At 39.1% G+C, this 17,500-nt stretch carries 16 protein-coding genes, 1 tRNA gene, 3 rRNA genes, 1 other RNA gene and 1 other annotated feature (2 of these 22 running past the window's edge); of the genes, 4 read left to right on the top strand and 17 right to left on the bottom strand.

Annotated elements, in window-relative coordinates; all coding sequences use genetic code 11:
• From ACUL40_RS19825 to tadA, 8 genes are all read right to left on the bottom strand, one after another.
• A 16S ribosomal RNA gene (locus ACUL40_RS19825) occupies window positions 1–61 on the bottom strand (it extends 1,491 nt beyond the left edge of the window).
• A gap of 218 nt (window positions 62–279) precedes the next feature.
• Entirely contained in the window at window positions 280–549 is a 270-nt protein-coding gene (locus tag ACUL40_RS19820; RefSeq protein ID WP_001089273.1) for a pro-sigmaK processing inhibitor BofA family protein, read from the bottom strand.
• Window positions 550–710: 161 nt separating this feature from the next.
• A complete protein-coding gene (locus tag ACUL40_RS19815; protein WP_000466019.1) occupies window positions 711–932 on the bottom strand; it encodes a YaaL family protein in 222 nt (73 codons plus the stop codon).
• Between the two features lie 14 nt (window positions 933–946).
• Window positions 947–1,543 carry a recombination protein RecR gene (gene recR / locus ACUL40_RS19810; protein WP_000559169.1) on the bottom strand — a complete coding sequence of 199 codons (597 nt, stop codon included), beginning with the start codon at window positions 1,541–1,543 and terminating at the stop codon, window positions 947–949.
• Window positions 1,544–1,557: 14 nt separating this feature from the next.
• The gene (locus ACUL40_RS19805; RefSeq protein ID WP_014894853.1) at window positions 1,558–1,884 is read right to left on the bottom strand and encodes a YbaB/EbfC family nucleoid-associated protein; all 327 of its coding nucleotides are present in this window, start codon (window positions 1,882–1,884) and stop codon (window positions 1,558–1,560) included.
• A 25-nt stretch (window positions 1,885–1,909) separates the two neighbouring features.
• Window positions 1,910–3,598 (bottom strand): DNA polymerase III subunit gamma/tau, encoded by a 1,689-nt coding sequence (dnaX, locus tag ACUL40_RS19800; RefSeq protein ID WP_445423124.1) that lies wholly within the window; start codon window positions 3,596–3,598, stop codon window positions 1,910–1,912.
• A gap of 132 nt (window positions 3,599–3,730) precedes the next feature.
• Window positions 3,731–3,995, bottom strand: an RNA gene (ffs, locus tag ACUL40_RS19795) — signal recognition particle sRNA large type.
• Window positions 3,996–4,074: 79 nt separating this feature from the next.
• The gene (gene tadA / locus ACUL40_RS19790) at window positions 4,075–4,575 is read right to left on the bottom strand and encodes a tRNA adenosine(34) deaminase TadA (protein WP_000434329.1); all 501 of its coding nucleotides are present in this window, start codon (window positions 4,573–4,575) and stop codon (window positions 4,075–4,077) included.
• Between the two features lie 109 nt (window positions 4,576–4,684).
• On the opposite strand from tadA, the gene ACUL40_RS19785 reads away from it, so the two are divergent.
• The 3 genes from ACUL40_RS19785 to ACUL40_RS19775 all read left to right on the top strand — a co-directional run bounded on the left by ACUL40_RS19785 (window position 4,685) and on the right by ACUL40_RS19775 (window position 6,656).
• Complete coding sequence (locus ACUL40_RS19785) at window positions 4,685–5,224, top strand: isochorismatase family cysteine hydrolase (RefSeq protein ID WP_000798724.1); 540 nt, start codon at window positions 4,685–4,687, stop codon at window positions 5,222–5,224.
• Window positions 5,225–5,349: 125 nt separating this feature from the next.
• Window positions 5,350–5,985, top strand: coding sequence for a deoxynucleoside kinase (locus ACUL40_RS19780; protein ID WP_000148218.1), 636 nt, complete (start codon window positions 5,350–5,352; stop codon window positions 5,983–5,985).
• A gap of 2 nt (window positions 5,986–5,987) precedes the next feature.
• Entirely contained in the window at window positions 5,988–6,656 is a 669-nt protein-coding gene (locus tag ACUL40_RS19775; protein ID WP_001053585.1) for a deoxynucleoside kinase, read from the top strand.
• A 35-nt stretch (window positions 6,657–6,691) separates the two neighbouring features.
• Here the strand turns inward: ACUL40_RS19775 and ACUL40_RS19770 are convergent, their stop codons facing one another.
• The 7 genes from ACUL40_RS19770 to guaB form a co-directional block, all read right to left on the bottom strand.
• Entirely contained in the window at window positions 6,692–7,084 is a 393-nt protein-coding gene (locus ACUL40_RS19770; protein ID WP_000364193.1) for a DUF3797 domain-containing protein, read from the bottom strand.
• 166 nt (window positions 7,085–7,250) lie between these two features.
• Window positions 7,251–7,343, bottom strand: a tRNA-Ser gene (locus ACUL40_RS19765).
• A gap of 154 nt (window positions 7,344–7,497) precedes the next feature.
• Complete coding sequence (gene serS / locus ACUL40_RS19760; RefSeq protein ID WP_000884187.1) at window positions 7,498–8,772, bottom strand: serine--tRNA ligase; 1,275 nt, start codon at window positions 8,770–8,772, stop codon at window positions 7,498–7,500.
• Window positions 8,773–8,823: 51 nt separating this feature from the next.
• Window positions 8,824–9,045 (bottom strand) — a binding site (T-box leader).
• 54 nt (window positions 9,046–9,099) lie between these two features.
• Entirely contained in the window at window positions 9,100–9,690 is a 591-nt protein-coding gene (gene pdxT, locus ACUL40_RS19755) for a pyridoxal 5'-phosphate synthase glutaminase subunit PdxT (RefSeq protein WP_000238785.1), read from the bottom strand.
• Window positions 9,691–9,708: 18 nt separating this feature from the next.
• Window positions 9,709–10,596: a pyridoxal 5'-phosphate synthase lyase subunit PdxS gene (gene pdxS, locus ACUL40_RS19750; RefSeq protein WP_000186165.1), complete on the bottom strand. Its 888-nt coding sequence runs from the start codon at window positions 10,594–10,596 to the stop codon at window positions 9,709–9,711.
• A gap of 159 nt (window positions 10,597–10,755) precedes the next feature.
• Window positions 10,756–12,063 (bottom strand): D-alanyl-D-alanine carboxypeptidase DacA, encoded by a 1,308-nt coding sequence (gene dacA / locus ACUL40_RS19745; RefSeq protein ID WP_124749816.1) that lies wholly within the window; start codon window positions 12,061–12,063, stop codon window positions 10,756–10,758.
• A gap of 113 nt (window positions 12,064–12,176) precedes the next feature.
• Window positions 12,177–13,640 (bottom strand): IMP dehydrogenase, encoded by a 1,464-nt coding sequence (gene guaB / locus ACUL40_RS19740; RefSeq protein ID WP_000264088.1) that lies wholly within the window; start codon window positions 13,638–13,640, stop codon window positions 12,177–12,179.
• A gap of 115 nt (window positions 13,641–13,755) precedes the next feature.
• Between guaB and ACUL40_RS19735 the strand changes: the two genes are divergently transcribed.
• Window positions 13,756–14,757: a YaaC family protein gene (locus ACUL40_RS19735; RefSeq protein WP_000554287.1), complete on the top strand. Its 1,002-nt coding sequence runs from the start codon at window positions 13,756–13,758 to the stop codon at window positions 14,755–14,757.
• Between the two features lie 34 nt (window positions 14,758–14,791).
• On the opposite strand, the gene rrf is transcribed toward ACUL40_RS19735, so the two are convergent.
• Window positions 14,792–14,907, bottom strand: a 5S ribosomal RNA gene (gene rrf / locus ACUL40_RS19730).
• 49 nt (window positions 14,908–14,956) lie between these two features.
• A 23S ribosomal RNA gene (locus ACUL40_RS19725) occupies window positions 14,957–17,500 on the bottom strand (it continues 378 nt past the right edge of the window).

Here is a 17,500-nt window from a genome sequence, read left to right as displayed (position 1 = left end):
CTTGCATGTATTAGGCACGCCGCCAGCGTTCATCCTGAGCCAGGATCAAACTCTCCAATAAAGTTAGTTTGTCTAGCATCTAAAATAAAAATTGACGTTTCACGTTGTTTGTTTCGTTTAGTTTTCAAAGTTCAATATCGCGTTTCAGCGACTTTTATAATTTAACATTTTGCGTTAAATCTGTCAACAATTTTTTTCTTTCGTTCCTGACGACGCTTATTAATTTACCATATTAATCATTTAATAGTCAACACTTTTTAAAAAAATGCCAAAATAATTTTATCTTGGCATGATATAAAGCTTAATAATCACTAATGCTGCCACACCCGGTAGACCTAATAAACTCGTTATTGCTGCTGTACCCATGTTAATTGGGATATGAAAATCAAAATATGTCCCTACAACATTTACGATAAAAAGCAATGCTATTCCTAAAGTAACATGAAAAATCACCTTACCTATAAAACGTAATGGCTTAGAGGCAACACCAAAAACAAGAAAAATAAATACTAAAGTAAGAATACCAACAATAATAATTGTAGAATTCATTTTTTCCTCCTTATGAATGACCTATACATCTATTTGTATGGGACAAGACAATAAAAAAGAACAGTTATCATATGCAGCATCTCTTTCATATAAACTAAATAAAACAATACCTCAGCACTTAAAAAACAAAATAAAAAGGCCTGCTTAGAAAGCAGAACCTTTTACCATTGTTCCATTTTTACAGGACGACGCTTTGCTTCTTTCAACAAAAAGAAATATTTCGCCTCTGCTATTTTCAAAGAACAAATGACATCTTGAGACGGTTCTACACTTTGTTCGACCATTCTCTTCTGACGTAACCACTCATTCTTCACTTTTTCCAAAAGTACAATTAACTTATCGTCATACTCTTTACGCAATTTACCCTTTTTTTGAAAGAACATTTTTGTTTCTCCTCTTATACTTCTCTGCGCCCTTCTAACGCTTTGGATAATGTCACTTCATCTGCATATTCTAAATCTCCACCAACTGGCAGACCATGTGCAATACGAGTTACTTTAATGCCTGTAGGTTTTAAGAGGCGGGAGATATACATCGCTGTAGCTTCCCCTTCAATATTAGGGTTTGTTGCTAATATCACTTCTTGTACCGTTTCATCATGTAGTCGCTTTAAGAGTTGCGGGATATTAATGTCTTCCGGTCCAATTCCCTCCATAGGAGAAATCGCACCACGTAACACATGATATACACCTTGATACTCTTTCATTTTTTCCATCGCGATTACATCTTTCGGTTCTTGCACGACACAAACAACTGATTGATCTCGATGTGAATCATTACAAATATAACAAGGATCACGATCAGTAATATGTCCGCATACAGAACAGTACGCTAAATCTCGCTTCGCATTTACAAGTGCTTTCGCGAAACCTAACACATCATCTTCTTTCATATCTAATACGAAAAATGCCAATCGAACCGCTGTTTTCGGTCCGATACCTGGCAACTTCATAAAACTATCGATTAGTTTTGATATTGGTTCTGGATAATGCATGTATCAATATCCTCCTAGAACATTCCACCTGGTAAGTTTAAGCCTTTTGTAAATTTACCCATTGTAGAGTTTGAAAGCTCATCAGCCTTTTTAAGTGCATCATTTGTTGCAGCTAATACTAAGTCTTGTAACATTTCGATATCTTCTGGATCTACAACTTCCTCTTTAATCTTCACTTCAAGAATTTGCTTGTGACCATTTGCAATAACTGTAATCATTCCGCCGCCAGCTGTACCTTCAACTGTTTTTTCACCAAGCTCTTCTTGTGCTTTCGCCATGTCCTTTTGCATCTTTTGCATTTGTTTCATCATGTTATTCATATTTCCCATTCCGCCACGCATCATAATTAATTCCTCCTAATTATTATTACTCTTTTATTTCAATGAGTTCTTGCCCTACTAACTTCACTGCCTCTTCTATAAGAGGGTCTTCCTTTTTCTCCGGGCTTTCTTCAGACTCTCCACCTTCACGTTGTAAAAAGTCTTCACGGATTTTACCCCATTCACTTTTTGGAATGGCAATCATATTTAACCTTTTACTTAGCAATTCAAATAAAGCTTGTTCTACTGTATCCATAGCTTCTCGATTTTCGCTCGCCATCTTACAGTGAATCTCATATTGAAATGCTAAAACGTAAGTGTCATCTGAAGCTGCCACTGGTTCACTATTTTCAAGTAAAACGGCAAACGCTACTTTGTTATATGATTTGAGTCTTCCTAACAACTCACCCCATACAGCTTTTAATTGTTCTAAATCTTGACGCTTCGCTTGTTTTAATACTTCATTTACACGTCCGACAGGAATTTTCATACTTCCTGTTCGTACCGGTTTTGGTGTTGCACGTGTCTCTCTTACTTCCTGTTGTACACCTGCTGGCACACCGTTCTTTTTGACTTGCTCTAACTCTTTCTCCAGTTGCTGCATCCTGTTCATAATTGCTTGCAAACGATCTGTACCATTTGCTTGCATCATAAACTGTTGACACAATTGCACCATAACAACTTCTAAGAAAATACGCGGATGATTTGTCCACTTCATTTCCTGTTGTCCCTTACTAAGGGTATGAATAATCTCATAGATCACTTCCGGTTGCATTTCTTCACTCAACTTACGGAATTGATCATCTACAATTACTCGTTCCAACATATGTTCTAGTTGTGATGAAGTTTGATATAAAAGCATATCACGATAATAGTAAATGAAATCCTCCATAAAACGAACTGGATCCTTCCCTTTACTCATCATTTCATCTATGATTTGCAATGCTCTTGATACATCATTTTTACGTATGCACTCTACTAAATTGCCTAAGTATTGCTGAGAAACAGATCCTGTTACGGCCAATACATCTTCTGTCGTAACAATCTCATCACTATAAGATATAGCCTGATCAATAAGACTAAGCGCATCACGCATACCACCTTCGGCAGCACGCGCAACAATTTGTAATGCTTCACCTTCCACTTGCGTACCTTCATTTGTCACGACCGTTGATAATCTTTCAACAATATCATTCACTGATATTTTTCGGAATTCAAAGCGCTGACAACGTGAAATGATTGTAGGTGGGATCTTATGAGGTTCTGTTGTCGCCAAAATAAAGATAACATGTCCTGGCGGCTCTTCTAAGGTTTTTAAAAGCGCATTGAATGCACCCATAGAAAGCATGTGAACTTCATCAATAATGTATACTTTATATTCTACAGCACTTGGAGCGTATTTTACTTTATCTCTAATATCTCGAATTTCATCTACACCGTTATTTGAAGCCGCATCAATTTCTAATACATCTGAAATGGATCCTTGTGTGATTCCTAAACAAGAAGGACATTCATTACAAGGTTCAGCTACCGGAGCATGTTCACAGTTAATTGCTTTTGCAAATACTTTTGCAATTGTCGTTTTTCCTGTTCCCCTCGGGCCAGAAAATAAATAAGCATGTGAAACTTTCTCTTGAAGAAGGGCATTTTGCAACGTTTTTGTCACGTGCTTTTGACCGACTACATCTTCGAACTTTTGCGGTCTCCATGTTCGGTATAACGCTTGGTATGACACGAAAATACGGCCTCCCTCAAAGGTTATTATCTCATTTATTATAACCCATTCTGTTTATAGATTCCAAAAGTTATTTTCTATACAAAAAACTCACCTTTGTATTAAGGTGAGTTTTGTATACATATATAACTGCCGTGCACCCTCCGTCGATTACGTACCATAAGCGTTACTCAAGCAGTTAGCTCGGTTCAGGCACTCCTGCGGCACACGAGAAGACCCGCTTATTGCTGCTTCCTTCCGGACCTGACAAGGTTCACGGGGTCCCGTTGCGCAGGACCCAAACGTCAACACCACTTACTTAAGGCAGACCTTACAGCAACATAACCTCGAGAGGGGATTCGGCCTCGCTAGAGCGGATTGCGAGTATAGGGCACCGCTACCTCCCCGCTTAGCACGGCAAAGTTAAAACCAATATTCGGTTGCCTTCATTAAAGGCATTATCAGTATAACTTGTTTCTTTAGAAAATGCAAATACGTTAGTTCCCAGTATTCTTCTCTAATTTTTTTATTGCTTTTCTTTTTTTACGAAGCTCTCTAAAAAAGTTTGTTAACAACGTACCGCATTCTTCCTCTAGTACACCAGATACTACTTCACATTGATGATTGAAGCGTTCATCCGTTAAAAGATTCATCAATGTCCCTGCACATCCGCCCTTCGGATCACTTGCACCATATACAACTCGCTTCACTCGTGATAAAACAATTCCACCCGCACACATTGGACAAGGTTCTAATGTTACATACAATGTTGCATCTTCTAAACGCCATGTCCCTAATTTTTTACATGCATCATCTATCGCTAGCAACTCAGCATGAGCTATTGATCTTTGCTCAGTTTCCCTTAAATTATGGGCAACACTAATTACCTCACCATCTAACACTATAACTGCTCCAATTGGTACTTCCTGTATTTCCTCTGCCTTTTTAGCTTCTTCTATCGCTAATTGCATAAAATAAATATCTTGATCTTGTTCCATAACATAGTCCTTTCATTACAAATAAAGTACACTTATTTCCATTTACTACACAGGGGATAACTTTTACAAATTCAATCCACCCTAAAAGAAAAAAGAGAGGGGATTACATATGAAAAATACCGCCTTGCTCATTATCGATATGATTAATGACTTTCAATTTTCCCACGGACCCATTCTAGCTAAAAAATGCGAAACTATAACAAACCCTATTTTACAATTAAAGAAAAAAATGAAATCCTTTGGCTATCCTATAATTTACGTTAATGACCATTATCAACTTTGGAGATCTGATATCGACCAACTTATTACTCATTGCACAAATGAATATAGCGAAAATATAATCCATAAGATTGCTCCAAGTTTTGATGAGTACATTTTTATTAAACCACATTATTCCGCTTTTTATGAAACACCTTTAAATTCATTACTAGGTTATTTAAAAATAGAAAATCTAATATTAACAGGGGTTGCCGGAAATATATGTATCCTATTTACAGCTAATGATGCTCATATGAGAAATTATAAATTGTATGTACCACAGGATTGTATCGCCTCTAACAACGACCAAGATAATATACATGCTTTAAAAATAATGGAAACTACATTGAAAGCAAATATAACATCATCAACCAAAATAAAATTTAATTAATACATATATCTATTTTCTAACTTTTTATATCAAATTAACCCGCTCGCTTCCCTCTTGTGCTACAATAATTCTGTTTTGTGTTTTTAGTAGTCACGGTAAATCACTGATTGAAAGGAGGAAACAGCGTGACCGGAGTACCATTTATCACGGTTGAAGGACCAATTGGTGTTGGAAAAACTTCACTTGCGAAGGAAATTTCAACTCACATGCAACTCCACTTACTAAAAGAGATTGTTGATGAAAATCCCTTTTTAGGAAAGTTCTATGAAGACATCGACGAATGGAGTTTTCAAACAGAGATGTTCTTTCTTTGTAATAGATACAAACAATTAGAAGACATTAACATAAAGTACTTGAATCAAAGGAAACCAGTAGTAGCGGATTACCATATCTTTAAAAATTTAATTTTTGCATCCCGCACATTAAAAGACTCTCAATATGACAAATACATGCAAATTTATCGTATCCTTACACAAGATATGCCTGTGCCAAATGTCATTGTTTATTTAACAGCTAGCCTAGAGACATTGCAAAAACGAATCGCCATGCGCGGAAGAGAATTTGAAAAAAACATGGATCCAAATTACTTACTACAGCTCACAAAAGATTATGAAACAGCAATGGATGCTTTTAAAAAAGATCATCCGGAAATACCAGTATTGAAATTTAATGGCGACGATATGGATTTTGTAAAAAATCCTGATGATTTAAACGTTATCCTATCTGCCCTTCAAAATACTCTCTTAAAGGAGTCGAAATAATAATGAATTTAAGGCAAAAATATGATATACCCAATGACGCAGTAATCACTATCGCCGGAACAGTAGGTGTGGGTAAATCAACTATGACAACTGCATTAGCTAATGCTTTAGGTTATCGCACATCATTTGAAAAAGTAGATTCCAATCCATATTTGGACAAGTTCTATGCGGACTTCACTCGCTGGAGCTTCCACCTACAAGTGTACTTTTTAGCAGAACGATTTAAAGAACAAAAAAGAATTTTTGAATATGGTGGCGGTTTTGTTCAAGATCGTTCCATTTACGAAGACACTGGAATTTTCGCAAAGATGCATCATGAAAAAGGAACAATGACGGAAACTGATTATGAAACATACAAAGGTTTATTTGACGCTATGGTCATGACTCCTTACTTCCCTCATCCAGACTTATTAATTTACTTAGAAGGTTCTTTCGATGATATTGTCGATCGTATTCAAGAACGCGGGCGCCCAATGGAACAGCAAACACCAATTGAGTACTGGAAAGAAATGCATGGACGTTATGAAAACTGGATTAACAACTTTAATTCATGCCCTGTATTACGCTTAAATATTAATGAGTACGATATTTTAAAAGATGGTGATTCAATCGAACCAATCATAAAAAAAATTGGCCATTTTTTAAAACAAACACGTAAACTTGTAAAATAAAAAACCCGTGCATATGCACGGGTTTTCCTATTAAATTACTTCTTCTTTGTTGGAGCAATAATTTCACTCTCAGGTTTTCCTGCGTTAATGCGCTGACGAACAGTACTTGTACTAATATCGTATGCTTCAGCAATCTCTTTAACAGTCATTTCTTTCCCGTTAATTACTGCCGTTAATACTTTACCTGTACGTTTTGGAGCTGCTTCTTTCTTTACAGCTGCTTTTTTAACTTGTTTTGGCGCCTCTACTTTACTCGTAGCTGGTTTTACATCACAAGTACAACCACAAAGTTTACGGAATGTATCATCACTAATAATGCGTGATACGTTTGCACCACTGTTTAAAATTCTATTGTTCTTACAGACAGGACATTGTACATAATATAAAGTTTTTCCATCTAAAGGAAACGTTTGTATAATAAGATCCATGTTGACTCCTTTCATATCTATGAAGATAATCATCGGAATATGAGTGTGTAATAAGGACAAAATTACCTTACACCATACTTTATGATTGGTTTTAAAATAAAAACTCGTTACGTGTTGGTAACGAGTTCTCCAATCTCCACTTATATGCGCTGTTGTCAATTATATCTGGAGGAGGTAGAGGGATTCGAACCCCCGCGCGACTCTCGCCGCCTGTCGGTTTTCAAGACCGATCCCTTCAGCCAGACTTGGGTATACCTCCATATTGACATCAAATATAATATCAAAAGAAAAACAGTTAGTCAACCCTACTAAAATAAATTATGAGGAAAGGAAAATTTTACTTTCCCCTTCCTACATTACAGTACTGACAACGCTCATAATTACCAATCACTCATACCGATGAATGTTTAAATTTACTTAATAACTGTTTTTCCTCCCATATAAGGGCGAAGAACTTCTGGAATTATAATTGTACCATCTTCTTGTTGGTAGTTCTCTAAAATAGCTGCAACCGTACGTCCAATTGCAAGACCAGATCCATTTAATGTATGAACATGTTCTGGTTTTCCATTTGGTTCACGGCGGAAACGGATATTTGCACGTCTCGCTTGGAAAGCTTCAAAATTACTACAAGAAGAAATTTCACGATATGTGCCATAGCTTGGAATCCATACTTCAATATCGTATTTCTTCGCTGCTGTAAATCCTAAATCGCCTGTGCACATGCTCATAACGCGATATGGCAACTCTAATAATTGTAACACGCGTTCTGCATCATTTGTTAACTTTTCTAACTCTTCATAAGAATCTTCTGGTTTTACGAACTTCACAAGCTCTACTTTATTGAACTGATGCTGGCGAATTAAACCACGTGTGTCACGCCCAGCTGAACCTGCTTCAGAACGGAAGCAAGAGCTAAATGCAGCATATCTTATAGGCAATTGCTCTTTATTTAAAATCTCATCACGATGCATATTCGTTACAGGTACTTCAGCTGTTGGAATTAAGAAGTAATCTTCACTTTCAATACGGAATGCATCTTCTTCAAACTTTGGAAGTTGTCCTGTTCCTGTCATACTTGCACGGTTTACCATATATGGAGGTAATACTTCTTCATATCCATGCTCATCAGTATGAAGATCAAGCATAAAGCTAATTAAAGCACGCTCTAATCTTGCACCAGCACCTTTGTAAAATACGAAGCGGCTTCCTGTTACTTTCCCAGCGCGTTCAAAATCTAAAATTCCTAAATCAGTAGCAAGATCCCAATGTGGTTTTGGCTCATAAGTAAATTCTTTCACTTCTCCCCAAGTACGTGCTACTACATTATCATCCTCTGTTTCACCAACTGGAGCAGATTCATGAGGGATATTTGGAATAGATAACATTAATCTTTCTAAGTCTTCTTCAACTGTACGAAGTTCGTTATCAAGATCCTTTACTTTTTCTCCAACTTCACGCATTTCTAAAATTAGAGCTTCTGCATCTTTCTTTTCGCGCTTTAATACAGAAATTTGTTGAGATACTTCGTTACGTTTACTTTTTAATTCTTCTGTCTGAACAAGTAGTTCTCTTCTTCTCGTATCCAATTCTTCAAAACGTCCGAAATCAGTTAAATCTTCGCCTCTATGCTGTAATTTCGCTTTTACTTCTTCAAAGTTTGTACGTAAAAATTTAATATCAAGCATTATATACTCCTCCTTTTATTTTATAAAACACAAAAAACTCCCGTCCCTATATAAAGGGACGGGAGTTAACCCGCGTTGCCACCCTAGTTGAAAGCATTACCGCTTTCCTCTCAAGTAGAAATAACGGCTCTTCACCGGGAATGCTTACTAATCCAAAAGATATTCCACATTCCATTCCAGGATGGATTCACAAACTGTTTCTATCGATTTCCACCAACCATCGACTCTCTATAAGAAACGACATTTGTTACTATTTCCTATCAACACGCTTATTTTATAAAATTGTTACCATCAATTTACTATAATCTTATACAAGTTGCAAGTTACTTATACAACTTTTTTCATTTTCGCTTCTTTTACCATTTCAACAAAGTATGCTGTCACACGATGATCATCTGTTAATTCCGGATGGAATGAAGCAGCTAAAAACTGATCTTGTCTTACCGCTACCATTCGGTCACCATGCTTAGAAAGCACTTCAACATTATCAGCTACTTCTACAACATACGGCGCACGGATAAATACACCAACGAAGTCTTCACCCACGCCTTCAATTGAAAGCGCAGCCTCAAAACTATCCTTTTGGCGTCCGAACGCATTGCGCTCAACTGTAATATCCATAGCACCAATATGTGCTTCTTCATAGCCAATAAGTGTTTTCGCAAGAAGAATCATCCCTGCACATGTACCAAACATTGGTTTACCAGACTTTGCAAATGTACGAAGTGGTTCCATGAAAGCATACTTATCAATAAGACGGCGCATTGTTGTACTTTCACCGCCCGGTAAAATAAGACCATCAATCTCTTCAAGTTGCTCTATACGCTTTACAACAACAGCTTCTGCACCACTTGCTTCAACTGATTTTACATGCTCACGAACTGCACCTTGAAGACCTAGTACACCGATTTTCACCATTTTAAAGTTCTCCTTTAATTACCATCCACGCTCTTGCATGCGTTGTTCTGGTAATAACGTTGAAATTTCGACACCCTTCATTGCATTACCTAATCCTTTAGAAAGGCTTGCAATTAGTTCGTAATCTTCATAATGAGTCGTTGCTTCAACGATTGCACGTGCAAATTTCTCTGGGTTTTCTGATTTGAAGATACCAGATCCAACAAATACCCCATCAGCACCAAGTTGCATCATTAATGCTGCATCTGCTGGTGTTGCTACACCACCTGCCGCAAAGTTTACAACTGGTAAGCGACCAAGACGTTTAATTTCAAGTAATACTTCGTAAGGAGCGCCAGTATTTTTTGCATATGTCATTAACTCATCTTCACGTAGACTCGCAACTTGACGGATTTCTGCATTGACTTGGCGCATATGACGCACTGCCTCTACAATGTTTCCTGTTCCTGGTTCACCTTTTGTACGAAGCATAGATGCACCTTCTGCAATACGACGTGCAGCTTCTCCGATATCACGGCAACCACATACAAATGGAACTGTGTAATCACGTTTATTTAAATGGTATACTTCATCAGCAGGAGTTAATACTTCACTCTCATCGATATAGTCTACCCCTAATGATTCTAATACACGTGCTTCTACAAGGTGACCGATACGGCATTTTGCCATAACCGGAATTGACACCGCACCCATAACTTCTTCAACAATTGTTGGGTCTGCCATACGAGAAACGCCACCTGCTGCACGAATATCTGCTGGTACACGCTCTAATGCCATAACGGCAACTGCGCCTGCCTCTTCTGCAATTTTTGCTTGTTCAGCGTTAACTACGTCCATAATAACGCCGCCTTTTTGCATTTCTGCCATTCCACGTTTTACACGTTCTGTCCCTGTTACATTTGTCATGTACAAAAACCCCCCTAGGTGAATTGCTTTCCCCCGTTAAAGGCGAAAATTAAGAATACTCTTACATTCTACCACTAACTATCAGATGCTTGTCTACTACTTTTTCATAAAGTCGGTATGAAAAATAGGAATAAAAAAAGCTCCTATCGTGAGGAGCTTTTAAAACCAACCTTTTACTGTATCAACAGCACTATTCCACATACCACTAAAGAATGAACCAATTCCGCGCATAGCACGAGTAAACCAGTTTGCTTCTTCTACTTCAGATGTCGTTACAAGATCCACTTGCAGTGACTTACCAGTTAAAAATCCAGGGTCGTTTGTATCTTTTGGCGTAATTACCATTTGACCAAGCGCAGCTCCCTTTTTAATAGGTGCTTCTTGTCCCTTACTTGATTCTTTTAATTCTGTTTTATAAACATCTTTACTTCCTTTTGGCACTGGAAGTGAAATAGCTTGTTTCGTTTGAACTGCTACATCTTTATCTTTCGCATTTTCTACTCGTACTGTTTCTTGTCCTTTTACTGAAGAACCTTTTTTATACATTTGTTTCACTTCAAAGTTAGCAAATCCATAATCATATAGCTTCTTTGTTTCATCAAAACGTGCTGTATGAGAACTTGTTTTAATAACTACAGAAATAAAACGCATTCCGTTTCTTTCAACCGTACCAGTGAAGCAATCTCCTGCTTCTGGAGTTGAGCCTGTTTTTAGGCCATCTACGCCATCATATTCTTTAACTAAGCCCTTTAACATCCAGTTCCAGTTCGACATTCCAAACTTCTCTTTTTCTGGACGGAATTCTTTTTTAGGGATTTTTGCTGTATCTAACACTTTTGGATAATCTTTAATTAAATGTTGTGCTAAAGTTGCAACATCCTTTGCAGACATTTTATTTTCTTCATCCGCTGTTGTTCCTTCAGGATGCATTCCCTTTAAATCTTTATTCGTTAAACCTGTAGAATTGACAAATTTATAATTTTTTAACCCTAGTTCTTTCGATTTGTCATTCATCATTTTTACGAAGTCTACTTCTTTACCTGCAATTGCTTCTGCTAATGCAATTGTTGCACCATTTGCAGAAAAGATTGCCATTGCTTCGTATAACTCTTTTACTGTATAAGAGCCACCATTTTCTAATGCAACATTTGATAATGAAGCATCTTGTGAAACCTTATATGCATATTCAGAAACCTTAATTTTCTGGTCCCACTTAAGTTTTCCTTTATCCACTGCTTCGTGAACTAAATATTCACTCATCATCTTTGTCATACTAGCAATGGATAATAATTCATCTGCATTCTTTTGATATAAAATTTTCCCAGAATTCGCTTCTACTAAAATTGCCGCACCTGCTTCAATGTTTAAAGCGGCTCCTGTTTCAGCTGATGCATTGCTATATGGCATAAAAATGCTACAAGCTAGTGTAAGCACTGTTACCAAAGCAATGAATCTTTTGCAAAACATACCTTTCACTTTTGCTACCCCCAATATCTATGTACTCACATAACCGTTATTCTAACATAATCAAAAAAAAATAGACAGAGATATCAAATCTCTGTCTATTTGTATATAAGACATTATAATGAGTAGTTTGGAGCCTCTTTTGTAATTTGTACGTGATGAGGATGACTTTCACGTAAGCCAGCACCTGACATACGAATGAATTGTGCATTTTCGCGTAAGAATTCCAAATCCTGTGCTCCGCAATATCCCATACCTGCACGTAAGCCACCAACTAATTGGTGAACTGTATCTGCTAAAGGTCCTTTATATGGCACTCGTCCTTCAATACCTTCTGGGACAAGCTTTTTATTACCTTCTTGGAAGTAACGATCTTTACTTCCTTTTTCCATCGCACCGACAGAACCCATACCACGATACACTTTAAATTGACGACCTTGGTAAATTTCAGTTTCTCCAGGGCTTTCTGCAACACCTGCAAACATGCTACCCAGCATAACAACATGTGCTCCTGCCGCTAAAGCTTTCACCATATCACCAGAGTACTTAATACCACCATCAGCAATAACTGGAATACCGTGTTTACGAGCTTCTGTTGCACAATCATAAACTGCAGTTAATTGTGGTACACCAACACCGGCTACAACGCGTGTTGTACAAATAGAACCTGGTCCAATACCAACTTTAACTACGTTTGCACCAGCTTCAATTAATGCTTTCGTTGCTTCAGCAGTAGCAACATTTCCAGCGATAATATTTAGTGATGGGTATTTAGCACGAACTTCTTTTACCTTATCAATAACACCTTTAGAATGTCCATGTGCTGTATCAAGTACAATTGCATCTACACTAGCTTTTACTAATGCATCGATGCGAAGCATAGCATCCGCTGTTACACCAACTGCTGCTCCAACTAATAAGCGTCCTTGCTTATCCTTAGCAGAGTTTGGGAATTCAATTACTTTTTCAATATCTTTTATTGTAATAAGCCCTTGTAATACACCGTTATTATCAACAAGAGGGAGTTTTTCAATTTTATACTTTTGTAGGATCTTTTCAGCTTCTTCCAGTGTAGTACCAACTGGAGCTGTAATTAATTGTTCTTTTGTCATTACGTCAGAAATTTTGATTGAGTAGTCTTGGATGAAGCGCATATCACGGTTTGTAATAATACCAACTAATTTTCGCTCATCTAAATTATTTACAACCGGTACACCTGAGATACGATATTTTCCCATAAGATGTTCTGCATCATATACTTGATGTTCTGGAGTTAAGAAGAAAGGATCTGAAATAACGCCGCTTTCAGAGCGCTTTACTTTATCAACTTGCTCTGCTTGTTGCTCAATAGACATATTCTTATGAATAATTCCTAAACCACCTTGGCGAGCCATTGCAATAGCCATGTCAGCTTCTGTTACTGTATCCATTCCTGCACTAATTAACGGGATGTTTAGCTGTAAGCTTTCAGATAAAACTGTTTTAACACTTACTTCTCTTGGTAATATATCTGACCTAGCTGGTACAAGTAATACATCATCAAAAGTCAAACCTTCTTTAACAAATTTAGATTCCCACATAATTGTTCCCCCTATGATACCAGAAATTATTATTAGTAGCTTATCAATTGGTTAAAATACTGTCAAGGACGTATATATATGTTAGAATTTTTAGACAATAAAAGGAGCGTAATATATGCATCAAACATCTTGTACTTGGCAGCAGTTAAGTTTCTTTTTTTCATCTCAAAACGTACAACGTTATCTTGCCCGTTGTTATGAAAAATCCTCTATTCAGGATGCAGAAAAAAAAAGTTTTGAAAATTGTTATCCCTTTATTTATTACTTAGAACACGGGAAAAATTATTATGAATTATATAAGACAGCTCCATTTTCCATTCAACCAATGTTGTTATTTTATGGAATTAGTCAACTGTTTAAAGCATGCCTACTAACTATTGACCCTAACTATCCTGAATCCACTACTGTTTTAGCTCATGGCGTTACAACTCGCAAACGAAAAAAACAAGGGTATCAATTTTTAGAAGATGAGGTGAAGGTACAAAAAAACGGATTGTTTACTCATGTTGCAGAACAACTGTTTCACATGAAACACTTAGAAGCAGAAAAATTTAACATGTTAGAACTAATGGGAAATATTCCAGAATTACAAAATTTATTTCGTTATAGTCAAAAAGGATCAACTTTATATAAAATTGATTCAACAATTAAAAATGAGCTCTCCTTTTCAGTCAACCTACTAGATCGATTACATATGACTAAAGAGAGATTTTCTCGTTACATTGAAACATCTTGTAAGCATTTATCAATACAACACGTACCTGAGAAGACTAATGAATCGAATTTACTTTTTACAGCGCCTATTCAATCATGGAATCCTATGTACAGTACTCCTTTATACTATGAACATCTTACTAATACTTATTATTTGCCACTTACGACTGACCCTAGAAATCCTAAGCCAATATTACCTGAACTCCTCATTCATTATTTATTGCTCTATAATTTAAGCATGATTTCTAGATATGAAACAGATTGGTGGTATGACTTACTTGGAAGTTATGGTTCTGAAGATTATCCATTTATTTATCAATTTCTAAGTATTTCTGCTCAAAAAATCCCTTACTATATTTCAAATTTTTTATTAATGGAACCAAATCTATTTCATGGGAAATAAAAAAACACAAGTCAAATGACTTGTGTTTTTAGTTGCTTGGCGACGTCCTACTCTCACAGGGACAAGGTCCCAACTACCATCGGCGCTAGAGAGCTTAACTTCCGTGTTCGGTATGGGAACGGGTGTGACCTCTCTGCCATCATCACCAAACTATGAAGGCATATTCCTTCAAAACTAGATAACATTTGCTACATATTATATGGTTAAGTCCTCGATCTATTAGTATTCGTCAGCTCCACATGTCACCATGCTTCCACCTCGAACCTATCAACCTGATCATCTTTCAGGGATCTTACTAGCTTACGCTATGGGAAATCTCATCTTGAGGGGGGCTTCATGCTTAGATGCTTTCAGCACTTATCCCTTCCGCACATAGCTACCCAGCTATGCCCTTGGCAGAACAACTGGTACACCAGCGGTGCGTCCATCCCGGTCCTCTCGTACTAAGGACAGCTCCTCTCAAATTTCCTACGCCCACGACGGATAGGGACCGAACTGTCTCACGACGTTCTGAACCCAGCTCGCGTACCGCTTTAATGGGCGAACAGCCCAACCCTTGGGACCGACTACAGCCCCAGGATGCGATGAGCCGACATCGAGGTGCCAAACCTCCCCGTCGATGTGGACTCTTGGGGGAGATAAGCCTGTTATCCCCGGGGTAGCTTTTATCCGTTGAGCGATGGCCCTTCCATGCGGAACCACCGGATCACTAAGCCCGACTTTCGTCCCTGCTCGACTTGTAGGTCTCGCAGTCAAGCTCCCTTATGCCTTTGCACTCTACGAATGATTTCCAACCATTCTGAGGGAACCTTTGGGCGCCTCCGTTACACTTTAGGAGGCGACCGCCCCAGTCAAACTGCCCACCTGACACTGTCTCCCGGGTCGATAAGACCCGTAGGTTAGAATTTCAATACAGTCAGGGCGGTATCCCACCAGCGCCTCCACCGAAGCTAGCGCTCCGGTTTCAATGGCTCCCGCCTATCCTGTACAAACTGTACCAAAATTCAATATCAGGCTACAGTAAAGCTCCACGGGGTCTTTCCGTCCTGTCGCGGGTAACCTGCATCTTCACAGGTACTATAATTTCACCGAGTCTCTGGTTGAGACAGTGCCCAAATCGTTACACCTTTCGTGCGGGTCGGAACTTACCCGACAAGGAATTTCGCTACCTTAGGACCGTTATAGTTACGGCCGCCGTTTACTGGGGCTTCAGTTCAGAGCTTCGCTTACGCTAACCCCTCTCCTTAACCTTCCAGCACCGGGCAGGTGTCACCCCCTATACTTCGCCTTACGGCTTCGCAGAGAGCTGTGTTTTTGCTAAACAGTCGCTTGGGCCTATTCACTGCGGCTTTCCGTTAAGAAAGCACCCCTTCTCCCGAAGTTACGGGGTCATTTTGCCGAGTTCCTTAACCAGAGTTCTCTCGCACACCTTAGGATTCTCTCCTCGCCTACCTGTGTCGGTTTGCGGTACAGGCACCTTTTATCTCGCTAGAAGCTTTTCTTGGCAGCGGGGAATCAAAGACTTCGCTCCATAAGGAGCTTCCCCATCACAGCTCAGCCTTTACGATAAGCGGATTTGCCTACTTATCAGCCTAACTGCTTGGACGTGCACAACCAATCGCACGCTTCTTCTATCCTTCTGCGTCCCTCCATTGCTCAAACGATAAAGAGGTGGTACAGGAATATCAACCTGTTGTCCATCGCCTACGCCTGTCGGCCTCGGCTTAGGTCCTGACTAACCCTGAGCGGACGAGCCTTCCTCAGGAAACCTTAGGCATTCGGTGGACGGGATTCTCACCCGTCTTTCGCTACTCATACCGGCATTCTCACTTCTAAGCACTCCACCAGTCCTTCCGGTCTGACTTCACTGTCCTTAGAACGCTCCCCTACCACTGATACCATTGGTATCAATCCGCAGCTTCGGTGGTGTATTTAGCCCCGGTACATTTTCGGCGCAGAGTCACTCGACTAGTGAGCTATTACGCACTCTTTAAATGGTGGCTGCTTCTAAGCCAACATCCTAGTTGTCTAAGCAACTCCACATCCTTTTCCACTTAATACACACTTTGGGACCTTAGCTGGCGGTCTGGGCTGTTTCCCTTTTGACTACGGATCTTATCACTCGCAGTCTGACTCCTAAGGATAAGTCATTGGCATTCGGAGTTTGACTGAATTCGGTAATCCGATGAGGACCCCTAGTCCAATCAGTGCTCTACCTCCAAGACTCTTACACTTAAGGCTAGCCCTAAAGCTATTTCGGGGAGAACCAGCTATCTCCAGGTTCGATTGGAATTTCTCCGCTACCCACACCTCATCCCCGCACTTTTCAACGTGCGTGGGTTCGGGCCTCCATTCAGTGTTACCTGAACTTCACCCTGGACATGGGTAGATCACCTGGTTTCGGGTCTACGACCACGTACTAAACGCCCTATTCAGACTCGCTTTCGCTGCGGCTCCGCCTCTTCAGCTTAACCTCGCACGGGATCGTAACTCGCCGGTTCATTCTACAAAAGGCACGCCATCACCCGTTAACGGGCTCTGACTATTTGTAGGCACACGGTTTCAGGATCTCTTTCACTCCCCTTCCGGGGTGCTTTTCACCTTTCCCTCACGGTACTGGTTCACTATCGATCACTAGGGAGTATTTAGCCTTGGGAGATGGTCCTCCCAGATTCCGACGGAATTTCACGTGTTCCGCCGTACTCAGGATACATTCAAGAGAGAACGAAGTTTCGACTACGGG

It is taken from the genome of Bacillus sp. KNSH39 (assembly GCF_052656585.1).
The sequence above is the reverse complement of the archived record's forward strand: the minus strand, read 5'-3'. Positions and strand labels throughout refer to the sequence as shown.